A 22,387-nucleotide genomic window follows, 5' to 3' on the forward strand; every position below is an offset into this window, starting at 1 on the left:
AGTGGGCAGCCACGACCATCACGGTCATCACCACCATGATCATGGCGATCACGGTCACGACCACAGTCGAGGCCATGTCCATGCGCCCGCGAATTTCGGCAAGGCGTTCGCGATCGGCATTGCGCTCAACACCGCGCTGGTCGTGGCCGAAGCGATCTACGGCTATCTCGGCAATTCCACTGCGCTTCTCGCGGACGCCGGCCATAATTTGTCCGACGTGCTCGGCCTGGTCGTGGCCTGGGGCGCCTCGATCGCGGCGCGGCGGGCGCCGAGCGGCCGCTTCACCTATGGCTTTCGCGCCTCCACGATTCTGGCGGCGCTGGCGAACGCGGTTTTCCTGCTGGTCGCGACCGGCGCGATCGGCTGGGAGGCAATCCTGCGGCTGCGCGAGCCGGAGCCGGTCGCAGGCGTCACTGTCATGGTGGTCGCCGGGATCGGCATCCTCATCAACGGTTTTACCGCCATGCTGTTCGCGCGCGGGCGCAAGGACGACATCAACATCGAGGGCGCGTATCTGCACATGGCCGCCGACGCCGCGGTCTCGCTCGGCGTCGTGGTCTCCGCGGCGTTGATCATCTGGACCGGCTGGCTCTGGCTCGATCCCCTCACCAGCCTCGTCATCTGCGCCACCATCCTCTGGAGCACGACCAGCCTGTTGCGCGGCTCCATCGACATGTCGATGGCGGCAGCCCCCAGGGGCACCGATCTTGCCGCGATCAGAGGCCTCCTGCTCGCGCGTCCCGGCGTGTCCGCGATCCACGATCTCCACGTCTGGCCGATCTCGACCACCGAGACGGCCCTGACCTGCCACCTCGTCATGCCCACCGGGGCCGGCGATGCCTTCCTGATGGAGACGGCGCAACTGCTGAAGACGATCCATCGCATCGGCCACGCCACGCTTCAGGTCGAGACCCATCCGGACAATGGCTGCGCGCTGGCGCCGGATGATGTGGTGTGACCGCGCTTAGGCTTTGTCGCGATCGGCCCGGCCGGCTCTGGCCCTGGCTCCGAGCCAATCGAACACCACACTCCCCAGGATCGCGCTCGAGCCGGCGAGGAAGGGAATGACGTAATACGCGTAGCGATTGAGCCCATAAATGAGAAAGGTCGGAAACGCGGCGCTGACCATCGCCAGCAGGATCATTAATGTGCCACCGGCGACGAGGCGGCCGCTCGGCCACCGAACCAAACCCGCATGGCTCGCAGGGACGCCAATCAGAAACACGAGAGCGAGGCCGAGTGTCGCCGAGGACAGCCACCAGATCAGACCCGGAAAATCGTCGTATTCGGTCGAAACCTGCAACCCGCAGCACAGCGCGACCAGATCCGAGCTCGGCGCGTAGCCACGCGCAAAGAGACGGTTCAGGTTGAGCTGAAACCGATCCGCGGTCGGCAGCAGCCGCGACAATGGCCCGTAGGGTTTGTAATAGTCCTGAATCAGCTGTCCGGGCTTCAACCCGGTCGGGCTGCCAAAAAACGGGAACCTGTCGCGTTCCGTGAAGAACTCGTAGCCCTGCGGACTGGGCGTCCGCCGCGCGACCGAATTTGCGTCGAACAGCAGGAAGAACATCTCCCGGAGAAAGTGTTTCGTGAAGTGTCGATAGAGCGTCGACGGCGTCGTCAGCGTTTCCACGAAGATGTCACGCACCACCCTCTCGAGATCCGTATCGCTGTCGCCGGCCTTCGCCAGCCGGTGCATCGCCCCGAACGGCCACTGATAGACCTCGATGTCGGGCCATCCCCGAGGCGTGTCTTCGGCACGCATCTGCTCGACGTACCCCCGCGCCTGCGCCTTCCGGTCGAGATGAACGCCGTGCTCGAAATCGCCGGAATAGCCGACCACGAAGGCCATCACGGCCAGGGTCTCGTTGCCGGCGGGGCGCTTGCTGATCGCCAGATTGATCGCCGCCGGCGTCAGATAGACGACTGATGCGAGAAGGCCTGCCAGGGCAAGCACGCCGAGCCGGCGCGGGAGCCCTGCGTCCAGCACCACCACCAGCCACAACAGAATGATGGCAGCCTGTCCTACCGCCGCCGACCGGCAGGTCATCACGGCACCGAGCGTCAAGCCCACGGCCGCAGCCGCGGGCAACGCCGGCCACTTCCTCAATGCCGCGCCCGCGGCGATGAAGGCCGCAAGACTGACCAGGAAGTTGGAGATCGTCTCCGCCCCGATCGTATTGTCGTAATGGACGATACGCCCATGCAGCGCCGCAAGACAAAAAGCCAGCAGCGCGAAGAAGCGCGGCGCGCCGGCAAAACGCACGACCCCTGCAACGAAAAGCGCGGTGCCGACGCTCATCAGGTGCTGCGCGATGACGAACACGAGGATGTGCGGGCCGAACAGTTTCGATAGCAGCGCAAGGAAGGCGGCCACGCCATACGGCCGCTTCATCACATCCTCGAGATATTGTCCTCTCAGGATGGATTCGGTCTGGATGATATAGGCCGCACTGTCCTCATGGATGAAGTGATCCGGCCAGTTCATCATGAAAGCCAAGTGAACCATCAGGGCCAAGCCGATTGCACACGCCCAGATCCAGAACCACGCGACGGAGTTTGCCCACGCGAGCAAGGGAGGCAGAAGACCACGGCGCTGGCCCGGTGTTCGATTCACTATCAATCTCCGCAAGCGATTCGCTCGATAAGTCTTGCCGCGATGTTAGGTTATGCTGAAGCCTGGCTCGCTGGCGAGGACGAGACCTTTGAACGGCGCGCCAGCCAGCGAGCTGCCCAACGATTGATCGGCCGTTCGAATAAGATCCAGGACCCCGACGCGATAACGAGGACCAGCACCAGCAGGCTCCAGCGCCAGACCTCGCCGTTCGCCGTGTCGAAGTGCCTCCACGCAGCCAGCCACGGCAGGAACATGAACACAGGCCAATGCCACACATAAATGCCGTAAGAGATGTCCCCAAGCCAGACGAACAAGCGCGGCGCATATGGCAGGAGCGCCAAGCCGGCAACGGCCAGACAGCACGCCAGCGGCGTCGACCATATCGTCAGTTGCGGACCAAAAATGTAGGCGACGCTCGCCAGAGCGAGAAACCCCAGACTGGAGATCCAGCGCTGCGACAGCCGTGAGACCATCATGTAGGCGAACACGCCCGCGGCGAAGTCGGCGTAGTGACCGTCGGCGACACGAGATATGATCGGCGGCTGCGGCTCGATGCCGCGTCCGATCCAAGTGGCGGCGATGCACCAGACGAACAACAGCCGGGGTCCGCCAAGCGGGATGAGCACGGCGGAGACGAGATAGAAAATCACCTCGTACTCGAGCGTCCAGCCCACGGCATTCATCGGGGCGGGCTGCGGAACGATCAGCAGCGACCACACTATCCGTCCCAGCTCGATCTCCTGCGGCGGCCCTCCGATGCTGCGGCTAAAGAACACGATCATGACCAGAGTCGCGAGCGCATTGAGAGGGTAGATGCGGAAGAAGCGTTTGGCGAGGAAACTGAAATTCGTGTAGTCCGGCGCGGCCGAGACGTAGCAGACAATAAATCCTGAGATAGCGAAGAAGAGGTCAACGCCGTCGGCGCCGCGAGCTGCCAGAAACTTCCAGGTGGCTAGCTGCGACGGGTCGAAATAGACCAGCGCGAGGTGCGTGTGAAAGTAGAACACCGCCAGAGCAGCGATCGCGCGCCCAAGCTGCACGCCCGGCAGCCGACCGTGAAGCGGAGCCTTTCCCATCCCGTCTCGTCCTAGCAGCGCACACAACCTCGCGCAACGAGGCACAACTCGGCCTGGCCGCTCATGAGAACTCCCGAGGCCCTGCAGCCCTACGCCGCCTTCGCGGTCACGATCCAGATCGCGCCTTGCAACGCGACGCTCTGCCCCTTCTGGAACGGCGCGAGCATCTCGCGAATCGAGGCTTTTGCGGCCGCGTACGTCTCCGGCGGATGTCCCTGCAGCGCACGGCTGGCGGGGCCGATCTGCAAGGCGCCATCCACCGCGGCATCGAGGCCGCCGCCGATCGCGACGTCCATCGGAAAATTATGGGGCTCCATCGCCATGTCGACGAAGCCGGCGCCCTTCAGGATGCGCATCACACGTTCTTCCAAGGCGAAGGCGAACGGGCCCGGCTCCTCCGGCCCGACCGGCGGCATCTTCGGCACGTGCTTGTAGACCGCCATCAGCGGCGCCATCATCCACGGGTTCTCCTTGGGCTCGCGCCAGCAGGCGAAGGCGAGGCGCCCGGTCGGCTTCAGCGCGCGGCGAAGATTTGTGAAGGACGCAATGGGATCGGCAAAGAACATCACGCCGAACCGCGAGGCGAGCAGATCGAAGCTCGCCGGCTCGAACGGATGCACCGTCGCATCCGCAAGCACGAAATCGAGCGGCAGGCCTTTTGGCGCAAACGCGCGCGCCTGCGACAGCATCGGTTCGGAGACGTCGAGGCCAAGCGCGAACCCGTCGGGCGCCACCGCCTTGGCGAACGCGAACGTCGTCGCACCGGAGCCGCAGCCGACATCGAGGACGCGCTCGCCTGGCTTCGGTTTTGCGCGGTCGATCAGCGCCTCGGCAATCGGTCCGAGCAGGCTCTCCTGCGCCGCATGGCGATCGGCCCAGCGCTGGCCGCTCGGGCCGTTCCAATAGGCGATCTGGTCGGCGTTTTGCTCGTGTCCGCTGGGCTGTTGCATGGTGTCCCCGGTCATTCCCATTCGCGATGCCGCTCGTCGCAGCTCTGCAACCACACCGCGGCGATACCACGTCCGGATGTCCAGCGCACCTTTTCGGGAGCCAAAGCGGCTTGTGCGCCGCTTCTCCGAACGCGCGGCTCTGAAGCTGATGTTGGGCTACGCGGGCTTGCCGAGCCGTAGCTCGCGAAGCGGGCGAAGGCTGGTGGGCGGTCACGGATTCGAACCGCGGACCCTCTCGGTGTAAACGAGATGCTCTAACCAGCTGAGCTAACCGCCCCTCGCCTCGCCTCTTTATCCCTACCCGCCCTTGGTCGGCAAGCCCGACCTCAATCCTGCGGCCTCCCCGGCAGCAACGGCACGGCATCGATCCACACCGCCGCCGACTGGCACCAGATCTGCCTGACGGGGCGCAGTTTGTCGCGCTGGCGGATCGAGCCCCAACGGATGCCCCAATCGTCGGCCTGGTCGGCCTCCCCGCTGGTGAACAGCGGGGAACCGCAATCGGCGCAGAAGTGCTGGAAGCGCATCCGGCCGTTGTCGCCGCGCTTGCCGTAGACCTTGGGCGTGCCGGCGGTCAGCTTGACGTCGGCCTTGGTGCAGATCGCGGTCACCCGGAATGGCGAGCCGGTCAGCGTCTGGCAATCGGTGCAGTGACAGACCGAGACCTCCCCCGGATCGACATCGGCCTCGAAGGTGATCTTCCCGCAATGGCATTGCCCGTCGATCTGCATCGGCCTCCTCCCTTGCCCGCCGAAAACAAAAACGGCGCCCGAAGGCGCCGTTTTATCATCTTTTCGCTGAAGCCTAGTGGGCGGTCAGGCCGCCGGCGGCTTCGTCGCCGTCCGGCTTCACCGTCACCTTGGTGTCCTCTTCCCAGACGATCGGCACCGGCTTCTTCACCAGCGCCTTGGCGACGACGTCGTCGAGGCGCGAGACCGGGATGATCTCCATGCCGCCCTTGATCGCATCGGAAATTTCCGTGAGATCCTTGGCGTTGTCCTCGGGGATCAGCACCGTCTTGATACCGCCGCGGGCCGCAGCCAGCAGCTTCTCCTTCAGGCCGCCGATCGGCAGCACGCGACCGCGCAGCGTGATCTCGCCCGTCATCGCGACATCGTGCCGGACCGGGATGCCGGTCATGACCGAGATGATCGCGGTGGCCATGGCGACGCCCGCCGACGGACCATCCTTGGGAGTCGCGCCTTCCGGCACGTGCACGTGGATGTCGCGCCGGTCGAACAGCGGCGGCTCGATGCCATAGTTGATCGCGCGCGACCGGACGTAGGACGCCGCCGCGGAGATCGACTCCTTCATGACGTCACGCAGATTGCCCGTGACCGTCATCTTGCCCTTGCCGGGCATCATGACGCCTTCGATCGTCAGCAGCTCGCCGCCGACATCGGTCCAGGCAAGGCCGGTGACGATGCCGACCTGCGGTTCGCTCTCGATCTCGCCGTAGCGGTACTTCGGCACGCCCAGAAGCTCTTCGAGAGTCTTCTCGGTGACCTTGACCGACTTCTTCTTGGAGATCATCAGCTCCTTCACCGCCTTGCGGGCGAGTGTGGAGAGCTCACGCTCCAGGTTACGCACACCCGCTTCGCGAGTGTAGCGGCGGATCAGAAGCAGCAACGCGTCGTCGTCGATCGAGAACTCCTTGGAGTCCAGGCCGTGCTTGGACACCGCGTTCGGGATCAGATGCTTGCGCGCGATCTCGACCTTCTCGTTCTCGGTGTAGCCCGCGATCCGGATGATCTCCATGCGGTCCATCAGCGGGCCCGGAATATTGAGCGTATTCGCGGTCGTGATGAACATCACGTTGGAGAGATCGTAATCGACCTCGAGATAGTGATCGTTGAAGGTCGCGTTCTGCTCGGGGTCGAGGACCTCGAGCAAGGCCGACGACGGATCGCCGCGGAAATCGGCGCCCATCTTGTCGATCTCGTCCAGCAGGAACAGCGGATTTGACGACTTAGCCTTCCGCATCGACTGGATGATCTTGCCGGGCATCGAGCCGATATAGGTGCGGCGGTGACCGCGGATCTCGGCCTCGTCGCGCACGCCGCCGAGCGAGACGCGCACGAACTCGCGCCCCGTCGCCTTCGCGATCGACTTGCCGAGCGAGGTCTTGCCGACGCCGGGAGGGCCGACGAGGCAGAGGATCGGTCCGGTCAGCTTGTTGGCGCGCGACTGCACCGCGAGATACTCGACGATCCGCTCCTTGACCTTCTCCAGCCCGTAGTGATCGGAATCCAGCACGGCTTGCGCCGCCTCCAGATCCTTCTTCACCTTGGACTTCTTGTTCCACGGGATCGACAGCAGCCAATCCAGATAGTTGCGCACGACGGTCGCTTCCGCGGACATCGGCGACATCTGGCGCAGCTTCTTCAATTCATGCTGCGCCTTGTCGCGCGCTTCCTTGGAGAGCTTGGTCTTGGAGATCTTCTCTTCGAGGTCGGCGAGCTCGTCACGACCTTCGTCGTCGCCGAGTTCCTTCTGGATCGCCTTCATCTGCTCGTTGAGATAGTACTCGCGCTGAGTCTTCTCCATCTGGCGCTTGACGCGCGAGCGGATGCGCTTCTCGACCTGCAGCACCGAGATCTCGCTTTCCATCAGGCCCAGCACCTTCTCGAGGCGCGTGGTGACGGACAACGTCTCCAGGATGCCCTGGCGATCCGCGATCTTGACGGCGAGATGCGAGGCAACGGTGTCGGCGAGCTTGGCGAAATCGGTGATCGCCTGAACGACGCCGACGACCTCGGCCGAGATCTTCTTGTTGAGCTTCACATAGCTCTCAAAGTCGGACACGACCGAGCGCGACAGCGCTTCCGCCTCGACCGACTTCGCATCGGTGTCGGCCAGCGCAATGGCGGTCGCTTCGTAATAGTCGGCGCGATCGGTGTATTTCTGCACGCGCGCTCGCTCGAGCCCTTCGACCAGCACCTTCACGGTGCCGTCGGGAAGCTTCAAGAGCTGCAGCACGCTGGCAAGCGTACCGGTCTCGTAAATCGAGTCAGGCGCCGGATCGTCGTCGGACGCGTTCTTCTGCGTTGCGAGCATGATCAGCGCGTCGTTCTTCATCACCTCTTCGAGCGCGCGGATCGACTTCTCGCGACCGACGAAGAGCGGAACGATCATGTGCGGGAAGACGACGATGTCGCGCAGCGGCAGCACGGGATAGGCGTGTGTCTCGCCATGAACGATGGTCGGCCGGGGTTTTGGATTAGTCATGGCCTTTTCCTTTTGCTTTGCCCCCTTGCACGCAGCCCGCCATGCTCATGCGCAACCGCCACAAGGTGCCGAGGTGATCCGCAAAACCGGTCGGTCCGTTTGCGCGTTGGACCGGCTCGCCGGATCGGAACTGAGGCGAATCTGGTAGAGAATTTTTGCTCGCCGCCGACATTAGGTGGCTATCGACCCGGGGGGTGTCAAGTCATTGAAAGACGCGCGCCATCAGGCGCTTACGCAACGCGGTAAGCGACGCAACACCGGCTGCGGAAATACACTTCCGCAGCCCCACCTCAAGAGTACAATTGGAGCGTTCCAGCGCCGAAGATCAGGCGCTGGCGTTCTCGACGGCGCGATCGGACCGATCAGCGTAGATGTAGAGCGGACGCGCCGTTCCTTCCACGACTTCGCGCGAAATCACGACCTCTTCCACACCTTCCAGGCCCGGCAGGTCGAACATGGTCTCGAGCAGGATCGCCTCGAGGATCGAACGCAACCCGCGCGCACCGGTCTTGCGCTCGATCGCCTTGCGGGCGACCGCGCCAAGCGCCTCGTCGGCGAAGGTCAGCTCGATGTTCTCCATCTCGAACAGCCGCTGGTACTGCTTCACCAGCGCGTTCTTCGGCTCGGTCAGGATCTTCTTCAGCGAGGCTTCATCGAGGTCCTCGAGCGTCGCCACGACCGGCAGACGGCCGACGAACTCGGGGATGAGGCCGTACTTCAGGAGGTCCTCAGGCTCGACGTGACGGAAGATCTCGCCGGTGCGGCGGTCTTCCGGCGCCATCACCTGGGCCGCGAAACCGATCGAGGTCGACCGTCCGCGCGCCGAGATGATCTTGTCGAGGCCGGCGAACGCGCCGCCACAGATGAAGAGGATGTTGGTGGTGTCCACCTGCAGGAATTCCTGCTGCGGATGCTTGCGGCCGCCCTGCGGCGGGACCGAAGCCACCGTGCCTTCCATGATCTTCAGCAGCGCCTGCTGCACGCCCTCACCCGACACGTCGCGCGTGATCGAGGGGTTGTCGGACTTGCGGCTGATCTTGTCGATTTCGTCGATGTAGACGATGCCGCGCTGAGCGCGCTCGACATTGTAGTCGGCCGACTGGAGCAGCTTCAGGATGATGTTCTCGACGTCCTCACCGACATAACCGGCCTCGGTCAGCGTCGTCGCATCCGCCATCGTGAACGGCACGTCCAGGATGCGCGCGAGCGTCTGCGCGAGCAGCGTCTTGCCCGAACCGGTCGGACCGATCAGCAGGATGTTCGACTTCGCGAGCTCGACGTCGTTGTGCTTGGTCTGGTGGTTGAGGCGCTTGTAGTGGTTGTGCACCGCCACCGACAGGACCTTCTTCGCGTGGCTCTGGCCGATCACGTAGTCGTCCAGGACCTTGCAGATCTCCTTCGGCGTCGGGATGCCGTCGCGCGACTTGACCAGCGAGGATTTGTTCTCCTCGCGGATGATGTCCATGCACAGCTCTACGCACTCGTCGCAAATGAAGACCGTGGGACCCGCGATCAGTTTGCGGACTTCGTGCTGGCTCTTGCCGCAGAACGAGCAATATAGCGTGTTCTTGGAGTCGCTCGTGCCGACCTTACTCATTCCTGTCTCCGTCCGCGGTTCGATTCCGTTCCGCTCGATCGCTTCATTCCGACACGATGGCCGGCATGAAGCTTAAGTAGAGCAAATTCCGTACCAAAAAAGACCCTACGCATTACATCCCGTGCGAATCACGGTCACTCGATTCTCCGCGATCATAGCCGATCGTTCGTAGCCAACCATGCTGTCACCCGACTATCAAGAATTCGCTAATCGGGGGCTGCCGGCTACCCGTGACAATACCGTGATTTCCGGTCTTGGCACGGGCGAAGTGATCGAAATCACCCCGGCGTTGCTGGATAGCCACGAAAAACAAGCACGAAAGCGGAACTTTCCGCCTGTCGCAGGCCGCAAAACCGGGTTTTGCGACGCGCCCACGCGTCCATAGCGTGAACGCCACCTGATGGGAGCAGGCGATCTCGAAGGGATCGCCGTCACACTCCAGTAGTGCTACGGGGCTTTCGCCGCCGGCTCCTCGGCGCGCTTGTCGATCACCTTGTCGACCAGGCCGAACTCCTTGGCGTCGGCCGCGGTGAGGAACTTGTCGCGTTCCAGCGCGTCCTCGATCGCCTTGTAGGTCTGCCCGGTGTGCTTCACGTAGATCTCGTTGAGCCGCTTCTTCAGGTTCAGGATTTCCTGGGCGTGCAGCATGATGTCGGTCGCCTGGCCCTGGAAGCCGCCGGAGGGCTGGTGCACCATGATGCGCGCGTTCGGCAGCGAGAAGCGCATGTCCTTCTCGCCGGCGCAGAGCAGCAGCGAGCCCATCGAGGCGGCCTGCCCCGTGCACAGCGTCGACACCGGCGGGCGGATGAACTGCATGGTGTCGTAGATCGCAAGGCCCGAGGTCACCACGCCGCCCGGCGAGTTGATGTACATCGAGATTTCCTTCTTCGGATTTTCCGCCTCGAGGAACAGGAGCTGGGCGACGACCAGCGTCGACATACCGTCCTCGACCGGGCCGGTCAGGAAGATGATGCGCTCCTTCAGCAGGCGCGAGAAGATGTCGTAGGCGCGCTCGCCACGGTTGGTCTGCTCGACCACCATGGGCACGAGGTTCATGTAGGTTTCAACCGGATCGCGCATGAGTCACCTAGGGTTTTCGGAGACGGACATCGCCGGGCATGACGGCCAGTTTGGCTGGATTTGCCGGAAAGCTGATGAACGTCCTGTGTGATGCAGGAACTTGATAGACGTGAAAGGCGTATCGACAGATATAGCCCAATTCGCTTCTGACAAGTGCGGAGCGAATTAAGGCTTAATCCTTCGCGGCAGTTGAAGCTGATTCGCACGAAGAGGCCCAGCCGGCCATCTGGCTAGCTGGGCCTCTTCGCTGATCATCCTTAATGGAGGCCTGCCTCAACCCCTTCAGGCCGCGGTCTTTTCCGCCTCGTCGTCCTTGTAGAGATCCTCGCGCGAGACCTTCTTCTCGGTCACCTTGGCGAGCTCGAGGATGAAGTCGACGACCTTGTCCTCATAAATCGGTGCACGAAGCTGGGCCAGCGCCTGGGCATTGCTGCGGTAATAGTCCCAGACTTCCTTCTCGCGGCCGGGCATCGAGCGGGCGCGCTCGATCACGGCGCGGCCGACCTCGTCGTCGGTCACGGAGATCTTGTTCTTCTCGCCAATCTCGGAGAGCACGAGACCGAGCCGCACGCGGCGGTCGGCGATCTTGCGGTACTCTTCCTTGGCGGCGTCTTCAGTGGTGTCCTCGTCGGCGAAGGTCTTGCCGGCGGAGTCCATCTCGGCCTTGACCGAGTTCCACATCAGGTTGAACTCCTCGTCGACCAGCGAGGGCGGCGCCTCGAAGCGATGGGCTTCGTCGAGGCGGTCGAGCAGCGCGCGCTTGACGCGCTGGCGCGTCGCGCCGGCGAACTCGGCCACCAGGCGCTCACGCGCGGCTTCCTTGAGCTTGTCCAGCGATTCGAGGCCAAGCGTCTTGGCGAACGCGTCGTCGATGGCGACGTCCTGCGGCGACTCGATCGTGGTCGCGGTGGTCTCGAACTCGGCCGGCTGGCCGGCGAGCTTGTCGTTCATGTAGTTCTTGGGGAACGACACTTTCAGCGTGCGGGTTTCGCCCGCGCCGATGCCGGTGAGCTGTTCCTCGAAGCCTGGAATGAAGGTGTTCGAGCCGATCACGACCTGGATGCCTTCGCCGGTTCCGCCCTCGAAGACTTCGCCGTTGATGCTGCCCTTGAAGTTGATGGTGACGCGGTCACCAGATTCGGCCTTGGCGCCCTCGGCCTTCGCGGCATAGCCGCGGTTGGTATCGGCGATGCGCTTGATCGCCTCGTCGACGTCGGAATCGGTGACCTCGGCCACGGGCTTCTCGACCTCAAAGGTCTTGAAGTCGGCGAGTGCGATCGCCGGCACCACCTCGATCGCGACCGTGTAGGTCAGATCGGTCTTGCCGCTCAAGAGCTCCTCGACCTCGGCCTGCTCGCTCGGCATGGTGATCTTCGGCTCGGTCGCAAGGCGGAAGCCGCGCTCGGAGAACAGCTGCGTGTTGGTGTCGCGGATGGTCTGGTCGATGGTCTCGGCCATCACCGAGCGGCCGTAGACCTTCTTCAGGTGAGTGACCGGGACCTTGCCGGGGCGGAAGCCATTGATGCGGACCTTGTCCTTGAGGTCGACGAGCTTGGCGCCGGCCTTGGCGTCGAGATCAGACGCGGGAACGCTGATCTTGAACTCGTGCTTCAAACCTTCCGAGAGGGTTTCTGTGACCTGCATGGCGTCCAATCTTCTTCCCGTTCGGTCCCGGCACGCTGTCGCGTCGGGACGCTGTCATTAATCGATCCGTCGCGAGGCAAACGCCTCGACGCCGGCGGCTCATCGAACCCGGCCCCGACGGAAAAACATCCGCGCGGAGCAAGGCCCCTCAGTAATCCGTGCAAACGCGATAAGCGCTTGGTGCGGGCGGAGGGACTCGAACCCCCACAACTTTCGTCACTGGAACCTAAATCCAGCGCGTCTACCAGTTCCGCCACGCCCGCGTGAATTTGCATCAAGACCGGCCGCGATGCCGCGGGCGGCCGGGCTTATAACATGCGCCTGACTGTTCGCAGCAAAAAAATGGCCCGATGGAGGCAGGCTTTACGTAGGCACGATGGCTGGACTTATCCAGCGCGGCGTGGTCGGGATCGGCCCATGAAAGCTGGGATATTCGAGCCGAACAGACGCGAGCTTTTGGCCGGGCTCGGCGCTTCCCTGTGCGCCCCGGCAGTCGGGCTGATCGCCGGCGGCGCCGTGCCGGCCCCGACCGCCCAGCTCGCCCTGCAGGCCAGGGCGTCAACCTTGGCTCTCAGGCCGGATCAACCGGCTACACCGATCTGGGAGCTGGCCGCCGTAAGTCCCATCGGGGACGTTCGCCTCAAGCGCTTTGACAGCTGCCAGGTGGTGTTTCGCAACCACCTGACTGTCCCGCTTGCGCCAGTTTGGTACGGCCTGAACGCCCCGTCCGTGACCGATCAGTTCCGGGGTCGCGGGCCGGTGGCGCCGGATGCGACAGAAACTTCAAACATTTCAATACCAAACGCGGGGACCTTGCTGGCCGACTTTCGGCTGTTCGAGGACGGACAGAAGCAGCCCGCCCGTCCGCTTCCGATCCTCGTCGCCGAGTCCAGCCGGGTCGTCGTCGATCGTGACGTGGTTGTCTTGATCGAGGAGTGGCGGCTGCGGCCGGACGGGACCGCGCTTCCGCCGGGCCGAGACCCAAAGGACACGAGCGCTCTCTACACGATTAACGGCGGGACTTCATTCGAACTCTCAGCCTCAGCCGGGGAGCGGCTGCGGCTGCGCTTCATCAACGGCTCGCAACGCTCTGTTCTCGCGATCAAATTGGAGAACCACGAGGTCCAGGTGATGGCCTTGGACGGGCAGCCGGCCGAGCCGTTTCCGGCACGCAACGGCGCCCTGGTGCTGGCCCCCGGCGCGCGCGCCGATGCCTTTGTAGATGCGGCCGCATCGGCCCGATTCCTGCTCCATGACGGCAAGGAGGCGCGCCAAATCGGTAGCCTCACCATCTCCGGCAAGCTGGAGCGTCCGCCGCTGCCGCCGCCCCAGCCACTCCCTCCGAATGGCCTGCCCGAGAAGCTCGACCTGAGAGGCGCCCTGCGGTTCGATGTCGCGCTGGCCACACCCGAGGCCGGGTGGCTGCGGCCGGCGGGCTTCTCCGTCAAATCCGCTCCGGCCTTCCGCGTAAGGCCCGGCCGCACCGTCGTGCTAGCCCTCAAGAACCCTGGGCCCATCGCGACCGTCTTCCACTTGCAAGGCCACCCCTTCCGCCTGCTCGACAAGCTCGACGACGGCTGGAAGCCCTACTGGCTCGACACGCTCGCCATCGAGCCCGGCCAGACCCAGCGCATCGCCTTCGCGGCGACCGCACCTGGACAATGGCTGATCGAATCCGTCGCGACCGACTGGGCCGCGCCGCGGCTGGTGCGCTGGTACGGAGTGGAATGAAGCGGGCTCAATACTCGATGCCCAGCGCATCATAGATCCGCCGGTGCACGGCCGGCAGCGTCTCGGCCAGATCTTCGGCGATCAGCCCCGGCCCGGCTTCGCGTCCCGCCTCGCCGTGCATCCAGGCGCCGATGCTGGCGGCCTCGAAGGCCGGCACGCCCTGCGCCAAAAGCCCGGCGATAATGCCGGCGAGGACGTCGCCGGCGCCGGCGGTGGCGAGCCAGGGCGGCGCGTTGGCGGCGATGACGGCGCGGCCGTCGGGGGCCGCGATGGTGGTATCCGGGCCCTTTAGCAGCACCACCGCGCCGCAGCGTTCGGCGGCAGCGCGCACGCGCTCCAGCTTGGAGCGGCCGGGGGATTTGTTGCTGAGGTCGGAGAACAGGCGCGGAAACTCGCCCTCGTGCGGCGTCAGCACCACCGCATTGTCGTGTGACGACTTGATCGATTCGAATAGCCGCGCGGGATTTGCCGCAAAACTCGTCAGCGCATCGGCATCGAGCACCAGATGACGCCGCGCCGTGAGCGCGGTGTGAACGAGATCGCAGGTGCGTTCGCCGATGCCGGCGCCGGGGCCGATGATGCAGGTGTTGTAGCGCTTGTCGCCGAGCAGCTCGCCGAACTCGATCGCGGTGTCGACGGGGCGCACCATGACGGCGGTGAGCGCGGCCGCGTTGATCGCGAGCGCATCGCGCGGGCTCGCCAGCGTCACCAGCCCCGCCCCGGCGCGCAAGCTCCCGCGCGCGGCCAGCCGCGCAGCGCCGGTCGCCGCCGCATCGCCTGAGACCGTCAACACGTGCCCCCGCGCGTATTTATGGCCGTCGATGCGCGGCACCGGAAACGCGGCGCCCCAGACATCAGGATCGTTCTCGAAGGTCAGCGGCGCGATCTCGTCGAGCACCTGCGCGTCGATGCCGATGTCGGCGACACGCACATGGCCGCAATGCATCCGGCCCGGCAACAACAGATGCGCCGGCTTCTTGCGGAAGAAGGTGACGGTCTCGGTGGCGTTCACCGCCGCGCCCATCACGGCTGCGCTGGTGCCGTTGATGCCGCTCGGCAGGTCGACCGCGAGCACCGGCGCGCCGTTGCCGTTGATCGCCTCGATCATCGCACGCGCCTCGCCATCGACGGGACGGCTGAGGCCTGCGCCGAACAGCGCGTCGATGATCAGCGCGGGCCGTCCGATCGCCTGCGGATTGAACGGGAGCACCGGATGCTTCCAGCCGCGCGCGGCCGAGGCCGCGTCGCCCTGGAGCTGGTCCCGCTCGCACATCAGGATGATGGAGACCTCGCGCCCCTGCGCGGCGAGCTCGGCGGCTGCGACAAAACCGTCACCGCCATTGTTGCCGGGGCCGGCCACGATCAGGATCGGCCCCTCCTCCACCAGTGCATGCGCGGCATCGGCGACCGCCTGCCCCGCGCTCAGCATCAGCTTGAAACCGGGCGTGCCGGCCGCAATGGTGAGCTGGTCGGCACGCTGCATTTCAGCGGTGGTTAGAACTTCCATGCCACTTCCCTGGTCCAAACGCCTTTTCAACAGGCACGTGACGTGCCATCCCACCCTTGGGAACATCGATTTGCACACATATTGAACCGTTTGCCTATTTCGTAGTCTTCGATATCTTGTGCAGGTCGGCGCCACTGCACAGGGATGCACGTTAAAAGGCTGATAACGCTCCAACAATCAGGGCATTTGCAACTTGGCATAGACCCTGCTTTCGAGGAAGCCGCTTCGGTTCGTCGTGCTCACTGGCATCTATCAGAGTGTGGCCGGCCGTTGTTGCCGGACTGGTCAGGGGTTTCAGGCATAGCGAAGACAAGATCGTGCGTTAAGAAAGCGCATCCTGACGAAGACGTTGCTATTGGTTCAAGGCCGGGAGGCGCGCAGTGAAGAAAATCGAAGCCATCATCAAGCCATTCAAGCTCGACGAGGTGAAGGAAGCGCTTCAGGAAGTCGGCCTTCAGGGCATCACCGTCACCGAAGCCAAGGGCTTTGGCCGGCAGAAGGGCCATGCCGAGCTCTACCGCGGCGCAGAATACATCGTCGACTTCCTGCCCAAGGTGAAGATCGAGATCGTGATCGGCGACGATCTGGTCGAACGCGCCATCGACGCGATCCGCCGCGCCGCGCAAACCGGCCGCATCGGCGACGGTAAGATCTTCGTCTCCAACATCGAAGAGGCGATCCGCATCCGAACCGGCGAATCCGGGCTGGACGCTATCTGAGCCGGGTGCTATCCCGAATTTTGCGACACTCCGACCGGAAATAAGGCTGCTTCGGCGGCCTGATTTCGTTTGTGCGGTCGCGCAAAACTCGCCTGAGCGAGAATAATTTTGCTCATCTGGAAACCGACCCGCAGAGCCAAAAGGGGTATGCATGAAGACCGCCAAAGACGTCCTGAAATCGATCAAGGACAACGACGTCAAGTACGTCGACCTGCGCTTCACCGATCCGCGCGGCAAGTGGCAGCATGTGACGTTCGACGTCAGCATGATCGATGACGACATCTTCGCCGAAGGAACGATGTTCGACGGCTCCTCGATCGCCGGCTGGAAGGCGATCAACGAGTCCGACATGTGCCTGATGCCCGACCCGGTCACTGCGACGATCGACCCGTTCTTCGCCGAGACCACCATGGTCATTACCTGCGACGTGCTCGAGCCGACCACCGGCGAGCCCTACAACCGCGACCCCCGCGGCATCGCCAAGAAGGCGGAAGCCATGGTGAAGTCGATGGGCGTGGGTGACACGGTGTTCGTCGGTCCCGAAGCCGAATTCTTCGTGTTCGACGACGTGCGCTTTTCGGCAGAGCCCTACAAGACCGGTTTCCGGCTCGACTCCTCGGAGCTGCCGACCAATTCCGACACCGAATACGAAGGCGGCAATCTCGGCCACCGCATCCGCACCAAGGGCGGCTATTTCCCCGTGCCGCCGCAGGACTCGGTGCAGGACATGCGCTCGGAAATGCTCGGCGCCATGGCCAAGATGGGCGTCAAGGTCGAGAAGCATCATCACGAAGTGGCTTCCGCCCAGCACGAGCTCGGCATGAAGTTCGACACGCTGACGCTGATGGCCGACCACATGCAGATCTACAAGTACTGCATCCACCAGGTCGCGCACATCTACGGCAAGACCGCCACCTTCATGCCGAAGCCGATCTTCGGCGACAACGGCTCGGGCATGCACGTGCACCAGTCGATCTGGAAGGACGGCAAGCCGGTGTTCGCCGGCAACAAATACGCCGATCTCTCGGAAACCTGCCTGCACTACATCGGCGGCATCATCAAGCATGCCAAGGCGATCAACGCCTTCACCAACCCGTCGACCAACTCCTACAAGCGTCTGGTCCCGGGCTATGAGGCCCCCGTGCTGCTCGCCTACTCCGCGCGCAACCGTTCGGCCTCCTGCCGCATCCCCTACACCGCTTCGCCGAAGGCCAAGCGCGTCGAGGTGCGCTTCCCCGATCCGATGGCCAACCCGTATCTCGGCTTCGCCGCGATGCTGATGGCCGGCCTCGACGGCATCAAGAACAAGATCGATCCGGGTCCGGCGATGGACAAGGACCTCTACGACCTGCCGAAGGAAGAGCTGAAGCAGATCCCGACCGTCTGCGGTAGCTTGCGCGAGGCGCTCGAAAACCTCGACAAGGACCGCGGCTTCCTCAAGGCCGGCGGCGTGTTCGACGACGACTTCATCGACGCTTACATCGAGCTGAAGATGACCGAAGTCGCCCGCTTCGAAATGACCCCGCACCCGGTCGAGTTCGAGATGTACTATTCGGGCTAAGCGGCCCGGACTTTATGCGACAAGCAAAAGGCGCTTCCGAAAGGAGGCGCCTTTTCGTTTGGGGGACGCTTCCCAAGCGACTCCGTGTTCGGGTCGGTCGTACTGGACGATCAATGCGCCGTCCGCTTTCGTTCCGCATCCGACTCCACTTCGTTCTCAAAGAACAAATCAGAGCCGTAAAAATCAGCACGAACCAATTCCTACCGATTGGTTACTCCAAATGCAAAACGCAGTCTCGTAGGGCGGATTAGCCGAAGGCGTAATCCGCCGACCGCTCGCGACACTCAAGCAGATTCGCCAAAGTCACCATCCGTGCTGCCATCCCCTGCCCAGTCCTGAGGAAACAGTCCGGCCTCGACATCCCGGTGAAATGACGAATGCGGCCAGTCCAACACGCTGCTCACATGTCCGTGCTTGACTGGATTGATGTAGCAATACTCGACATGGCGTGCATAGTCGGACTCGTCGCGAATGAGATGCTCCCAGAATCGGTTCTGCCATATGCCACGCTCACGTCCTGCGATCTGGACCGCCGTCAACGGCTCCATCTTCGCGAAGCGCGTCTTGATCAACCTCCACCTGATGGAAAAATCGGCGTCGCCGGCCGGAAGCGTCCAGACCGCATGAAGATGGTCAGGAAGAACGACGAACGCGTCGATATTGAAAGGATAGTCCCGGCGCGTCGCCGCAACGGCCGCCCGCAGCGCTGCGATATGCTCGACGAGTAGCTTCTGCTTCCGATCGAGCAGATTGACCGTGAAGAACCAGCAACCACCTGGAACAAATGCACGGCGGTAATTCGGCATCGACGCGCCCTCGCCCCAGTCAAGATGGCGGATTACGCCTTCGGCTAATCCGCCCTACTCGCTCACTCCAGATGCATATCACAAGCCCGTAGGGCGGATTAGCCGAAGGCGTAATCCGCCGACCGCTCGCGCACATCGTCACTTGTCCGGAAAATTCACCCCGATCTCGGTCACGACAGGCGCATACTTCACCAGCGCCGCGTTGTCGGAGGCCGCCTTTACGCCGTCGCCGGACAGCGACCTTGGCGCGCCGGTCTTGCCGCCGAAGCGGATCGTGACCGTGCAGCCGCCTGGCAGCGGCCGGCTGAGCGCTCCGCCCTTCCAGTCGGTGACGAAGCCGCCATAGTCCCATTCGAAGCCGCTGACGAGGAACGGCTTGCCGTTGGCCTTCTGCACGTCGGCAAGGCTGGATCCGATCGTGACGCCGGCGACGTTCCAGAGGCTGGCCTTGCCCGCGTCGCGCAAGGTCAGGCCGGAGGCGCGCCCGGCCTTGTCGTCGGTGAAGGCGATCTCGATGCGACGGTCCCTCGCCTTCGGGAACAGCACGATGCCCTTGTAGCGTTCGCCCTCTGCGCCCGGCAGATCCTGCACCACGGCGTCCTTGCCATAGCGCTGCTTCAGGCTCCGCTCGGTATCGTCAGGGGCAACAGGCGCAGCGCAGCTGATCGGACCCTCCCGCGGCGGCGCGCTTTGGGCGAATGCGCAGGACGCGAACAGGACAAGGACTGTGGCGGTGACGCTGCGTATCATCGAGAGGCAATCCAATCCGGGAGCGAGCTGGAAGTCGTGCGGGCGGCTGACCGGACACGATACAAAGCACGATCATGCTTCGGATTGAACCACAACAAGTTCTCAATTCTTCGGCTGGCCGAAATCGAGCGGCGGCGGCATCTCGATATCAGGAATTTCGATCTTGATCTTGTCCAGATCCACCTTCCTGGGAGCGTCCAGCAACCCCGTGACGGTGATCGGGAATGCGATGACGACCGCGACCATGATCGCCTGCAGGCCGATCCATGGCATAGCGCCCCAATAGATGTCCGAACTCTTGACCTCCTTCGGCGCCACGCCTCGCAGGTAGAATAGCGCAAAGCCGAACGGCGGATGCAGGAAGGAAGTCTGCATGTTGACGCAGAGCATGACACCGAACCAGATCAAGGCAGCATCCGCCCCGACGACGGGAGCGAGCAGCTTCTGCGCGATCGGCGCGATCATCGGGATGATGATGAAGGCGATCTCGAAGAAGTCGAGGAAGAAGGCGATGAAGAAGATGAACAGGTTCATGAAGATCAGGAAGCCCCAGACGCCGCCGGGCAGAGATGTCAGCATGTGCTCCAGCCAGACACCACCGTTGCAACCGAGAAAGACGATCGAGAAGCAGGTCGATCCGATCAGGATGAACGTCACCATGCAGGTGATGCGCATGGTGGTCTCGTAGCCCTGCTTGACCAGCGTGCGCAGGTCCGGAATCCTCACCGCCTCGATGCAGACCCAGGCGACCGCGAGATAGGCAATGGCGAAGGCGATCTTGAACGCCAGATTAGGCGTGAAGTAGATCCCGATGATGGTGCCGACACCGGCCGCCGCAACGCCCACAAGCAGCACCTTGTGACCGGTCGAGCTGAAGTCCTTGTGATGGATGACGGCGAGGACGATCGCGCCGACGGCGCCCATCGCGCCTGCTTCGGTCGGGGTGGCAAGACCCAGCATCATTGTGCCGAGCACCACGAAGATCAGAACAGCGGACGGAATGATGCCCAGAAGGCATTTGCGCCAGAGCGCCCAGCCCGTGAGCGTCCTTGCTTCCTTGGGCACGGCCGGGACATGGTCCGGCTTGATCACGCTCAGCGCGAACGTGTAGCCCGCGAACAGCGCGATCTGGAGAATCGACGGGCCCCAGGCGCCCAGATACATGTCGCCGACCGACTTGCCGAGCTGGTCCGCGAGCACGATCAGAACCAGCGAGGGAGGCACCAGCTGGGTGATGGTGCCGGAAGCCGCGAGCACGCCGGTGATGTAGCGCATGTTGTAGCCGTAGCGGATCATCACCGGCATCGAGATCAGCGCCATCGCGATTACCTGCGCGGCCACGGTGCCTGTGATGGCACCGAGGATGAAGCCGACGATGATCACGGAATAGCCGAGACCACCCCGGATGGGGCCAAACAGCTGCCCCATGGAGTCCAGCATATCCTCCGCGAGGCCGCATCGTTCGAGGATCGCGCCCATGAAGGTGAAGAACGGAATTGCCAGCAGCAGCTCGTTGGCGAGAACGCTGCCGTAGATGCGCTCCGGAATGGCCTGGAGGAAGCTGAACCCGAAGAATCCTTCGTGGATCGCGAGAAATCCGAACGAAAGACCCAGAGCGGCCAGCGTAAAGGCGACCGGGAATCCGATCAGCATGGCCAGGACCAGCCCGCCGAACATCAGCGGCGGCATCATCTCAATCGTGATCATTGGGTCGGCCGCTCGTATTTCGCATCGATTTTGACTTCACCGCGCAAGGCGGCCGCGCGTTTGATGACCTCCGAGACGCCTTGTAGGGCGACCATGAAGAACCCGGCCGTTAGGACGAACTTGATCGGCCACCGCATAAGGCCGCCTGCGTTGTTGGACATCTCGCCGATGACGAACGAGTTGTAGAACATCGCCCATGAGAGGTAGCTGAGGAGCAGACACGCGGGGATGAGGAACACCAACGTCCCGATCAGGTCGAGCCATAGCTGGCCGCGTTCGGACAGCATGAGGTACATGATTTCGACGCGGACATGTTCGTTGCGCTTGAACGTATAGGACGAGCCGAACATCACAATGACGGCGAACATATACCACTGCGTCTCGAGCCAGCTGTTGGAGCTGTAGCTGAAGGCATACCGGATCATCGCATTGATAGCGCTGACCGCGCAGGCCGCGAGCACCAGGATGTTGCAGACGTTGCCGACCTTTTCGTTCAGCCAGTCGATAGCCGTACTCACCGCCAACAATGGGCGCATCGATGCCTTTTCCCCGCTCGCTGGGTGCTGACCCCAAACGAGCAGGACCGTGACGCCAAATCAGCGTCCGTCCACTTCCGCGCGGGAGCTAGTCCACCCTCCTGATGCTTCCGCCCGTTCTTGTCGTCGGTTTTTGGCAAGACCTGTTCAGGTTTCACCCGCCGCGTGAAGCAAGATACATTTACCGTCGGCCGATTTCGGGTCAACCAGAAAATGGACAATGGGCCGCAGCGAAGCCGAAAATTTGGTCACAGTGATGAATCCGGCTGGCGTGCAGCGCTTCCGGCAATGCGATCCTCGAACGGAACTAACCCTCGACGTCGTACTGCTTGCAGAGGTGGTCGCCGATCTGGACAAGCATCGCCACGCATTCGGGGTAGCCGGGCCGATCCGAGGTGGCCCGGTCTGCGCTGGCTCGAAACTCCCAGGAACGGCCATCGCGGAGGATCGAGATTGTCATTCCATCGGGACAGTCGGCATGAACCTTCAACTCGGCCTTGGCCATGGCGATCAGTTCGCTTTCAGTCTTCACAGGTCTGCTCATGAAGGTCATCCTCCGTCTCGGGACAGAACCTAAGTTGTATCTGCCAAACCCGCCAAGCAAGTCTGGCCAATCAAGCGCCTCCCGGCAATTGGGATAACGCAATGCTTTCCGACCCGCTCCCGGGTTACTCTTGAGAGGCGTCGGGCAAAACACCGGTCAAGCCCTCTCGTCAAAAATATTCCACTTTCCCGAATTTCGGATTTGTGACATAGACACGCCATCCCGGCCCTACCAGAGGGGCGCTTCGCGATCGTCACGAGATGCGGGCCGGGGTGCGGTGGACGCGGCAGCGCCGGCGCGATTGCGTGGGGACAGGGCGGGCAACCGTGAGTCC

19 protein-coding genes and 2 tRNA genes are annotated in these 22,387 nt (G+C 63.2%); 5 read left to right on the forward strand and 16 right to left on the reverse strand.

All coding sequences use genetic code 11. From position 1 onward, the window contains the following. Position 1 precedes the first annotated feature (1 nt). On the forward strand, positions 2-958 hold the full coding sequence (locus C7G42_RS31375; RefSeq protein ID WP_199581237.1) for a cation diffusion facilitator family transporter: 957 nt from the start codon (positions 2-4) through the stop codon (positions 956-958). A gap of 6 nt (positions 959-964) precedes the next feature. Here the strand turns inward: C7G42_RS31375 and C7G42_RS31380 are convergent, their stop codons facing one another. The 7 genes from C7G42_RS31380 to clpX form a co-directional block, all read right to left on the reverse strand. Further along, on the reverse strand, positions 965-2,509 hold the full coding sequence (locus C7G42_RS31380; RefSeq protein WP_147250310.1) for a hypothetical protein: 1,545 nt from the start codon (positions 2,507-2,509) through the stop codon (positions 965-967). A gap of 158 nt (positions 2,510-2,667) precedes the next feature. Further along, positions 2,668-3,693 carry an acyltransferase family protein gene (locus C7G42_RS31385; RefSeq protein ID WP_106952750.1) on the reverse strand — a complete coding sequence of 342 codons (1,026 nt, stop codon included), beginning with the start codon at positions 3,691-3,693 and terminating at the stop codon, positions 2,668-2,670. 89 nt (positions 3,694-3,782) lie between these two features. Further along, positions 3,783-4,643, reverse strand: a complete 861-nt coding sequence (locus tag C7G42_RS31390) for a class I SAM-dependent methyltransferase (RefSeq protein WP_106952769.1) — start codon at positions 4,641-4,643, stop codon at positions 3,783-3,785. 200 nt (positions 4,644-4,843) lie between these two features. Next, positions 4,844-4,920 (reverse strand) — tRNA-Val (locus C7G42_RS31395). 49 nt (positions 4,921-4,969) lie between these two features. After that, the gene (locus tag C7G42_RS31400) at positions 4,970-5,374 is read right to left on the reverse strand and encodes a GFA family protein (RefSeq protein ID WP_106952751.1); all 405 of its coding nucleotides are present in this window, start codon (positions 5,372-5,374) and stop codon (positions 4,970-4,972) included. Between the two features lie 73 nt (positions 5,375-5,447). Next, positions 5,448-7,871: an endopeptidase La gene (gene lon / locus C7G42_RS31405; protein ID WP_094977649.1), complete on the reverse strand. Its 2,424-nt coding sequence runs from the start codon at positions 7,869-7,871 to the stop codon at positions 5,448-5,450. Positions 7,872-8,196: 325 nt separating this feature from the next. Continuing rightward, positions 8,197-9,468: an ATP-dependent Clp protease ATP-binding subunit ClpX gene (gene clpX, locus C7G42_RS31410; RefSeq protein ID WP_094891775.1), complete on the reverse strand. Its 1,272-nt coding sequence runs from the start codon at positions 9,466-9,468 to the stop codon at positions 8,197-8,199. 178 nt (positions 9,469-9,646) lie between these two features. Between clpX and C7G42_RS34925 the strand changes: the two genes are divergently transcribed. Beyond that, positions 9,647-9,853, forward strand: coding sequence for a hypothetical protein (locus C7G42_RS34925; RefSeq protein WP_147250311.1), 207 nt, complete (start codon positions 9,647-9,649; stop codon positions 9,851-9,853). Between the two features lie 62 nt (positions 9,854-9,915). Here the strand turns inward: C7G42_RS34925 and C7G42_RS31415 are convergent, their stop codons facing one another. From C7G42_RS31415 to C7G42_RS31425, 3 genes are all read right to left on the reverse strand, one after another. Beyond that, the gene (locus tag C7G42_RS31415) at positions 9,916-10,548 is read right to left on the reverse strand and encodes an ATP-dependent Clp protease proteolytic subunit (protein ID WP_094891777.1); all 633 of its coding nucleotides are present in this window, start codon (positions 10,546-10,548) and stop codon (positions 9,916-9,918) included. Between the two features lie 282 nt (positions 10,549-10,830). Further along, a complete protein-coding gene (tig, locus tag C7G42_RS31420) occupies positions 10,831-12,192 on the reverse strand; it encodes a trigger factor (protein ID WP_106952752.1) in 1,362 nt (453 codons plus the stop codon). A gap of 178 nt (positions 12,193-12,370) precedes the next feature. Further along, positions 12,371-12,455, reverse strand: a tRNA-Leu gene (locus C7G42_RS31425). A 154-nt stretch (positions 12,456-12,609) separates the two neighbouring features. Between C7G42_RS31425 and C7G42_RS31430 the strand changes: the two genes are divergently transcribed. Next, a complete protein-coding gene (locus C7G42_RS31430; RefSeq protein ID WP_106952753.1) occupies positions 12,610-13,923 on the forward strand; it encodes a multicopper oxidase domain-containing protein in 1,314 nt (437 codons plus the stop codon). A 7-nt stretch (positions 13,924-13,930) separates the two neighbouring features. Here the strand turns inward: C7G42_RS31430 and C7G42_RS31435 are convergent, their stop codons facing one another. Then, positions 13,931-15,430, reverse strand: a complete 1,500-nt coding sequence (locus tag C7G42_RS31435; protein ID WP_106952754.1) for an NAD(P)H-hydrate dehydratase — start codon at positions 15,428-15,430, stop codon at positions 13,931-13,933. A 380-nt stretch (positions 15,431-15,810) separates the two neighbouring features. Between C7G42_RS31435 and C7G42_RS31440 the strand changes: the two genes are divergently transcribed. Both C7G42_RS31440 and glnA read left to right on the forward strand, forming a co-directional pair. Continuing rightward, positions 15,811-16,149, forward strand: a complete 339-nt coding sequence (locus C7G42_RS31440) for a P-II family nitrogen regulator (protein WP_007603495.1) — start codon at positions 15,811-15,813, stop codon at positions 16,147-16,149. Between the two features lie 151 nt (positions 16,150-16,300). After that, complete coding sequence (gene glnA, locus C7G42_RS31445) at positions 16,301-17,710, forward strand: type I glutamate--ammonia ligase (protein ID WP_094891781.1); 1,410 nt, start codon at positions 16,301-16,303, stop codon at positions 17,708-17,710. Between the two features lie 284 nt (positions 17,711-17,994). Here glnA and C7G42_RS31450 read toward each other — a convergent pair whose 3' ends face one another. From C7G42_RS31450 to C7G42_RS31470, 5 genes are all read right to left on the reverse strand, one after another. After that, the gene (locus tag C7G42_RS31450) at positions 17,995-18,516 is read right to left on the reverse strand and encodes an REP-associated tyrosine transposase (protein ID WP_106952755.1); all 522 of its coding nucleotides are present in this window, start codon (positions 18,514-18,516) and stop codon (positions 17,995-17,997) included. Positions 18,517-18,654: 138 nt separating this feature from the next. Next, positions 18,655-19,266, reverse strand: a complete 612-nt coding sequence (locus tag C7G42_RS31455) for a hypothetical protein (protein WP_106952756.1) — start codon at positions 19,264-19,266, stop codon at positions 18,655-18,657. A 102-nt stretch (positions 19,267-19,368) separates the two neighbouring features. Beyond that, on the reverse strand, positions 19,369-20,973 hold the full coding sequence (locus C7G42_RS31460) for a TRAP transporter large permease (RefSeq protein ID WP_106952757.1): 1,605 nt from the start codon (positions 20,971-20,973) through the stop codon (positions 19,369-19,371). Then, complete coding sequence (locus C7G42_RS31465; RefSeq protein ID WP_106952758.1) at positions 20,970-21,509, reverse strand: TRAP transporter small permease subunit; 540 nt, start codon at positions 21,507-21,509, stop codon at positions 20,970-20,972. Before C7G42_RS31465 ends, C7G42_RS31460 begins: the two co-directional genes overlap by 4 nt. A 307-nt stretch (positions 21,510-21,816) precedes the next feature. Further along, positions 21,817-22,053 (reverse strand): hypothetical protein, encoded by a 237-nt coding sequence (locus C7G42_RS31470; protein WP_094892050.1) that lies wholly within the window; start codon positions 22,051-22,053, stop codon positions 21,817-21,819. Positions 22,054-22,387: the final 334 nt, after the last annotated feature.

The organism is Bradyrhizobium sp. MOS003 (assembly GCF_003020125.1).
GTDB lineage: Bacteria > Pseudomonadota > Alphaproteobacteria > Rhizobiales > Xanthobacteraceae > Bradyrhizobium.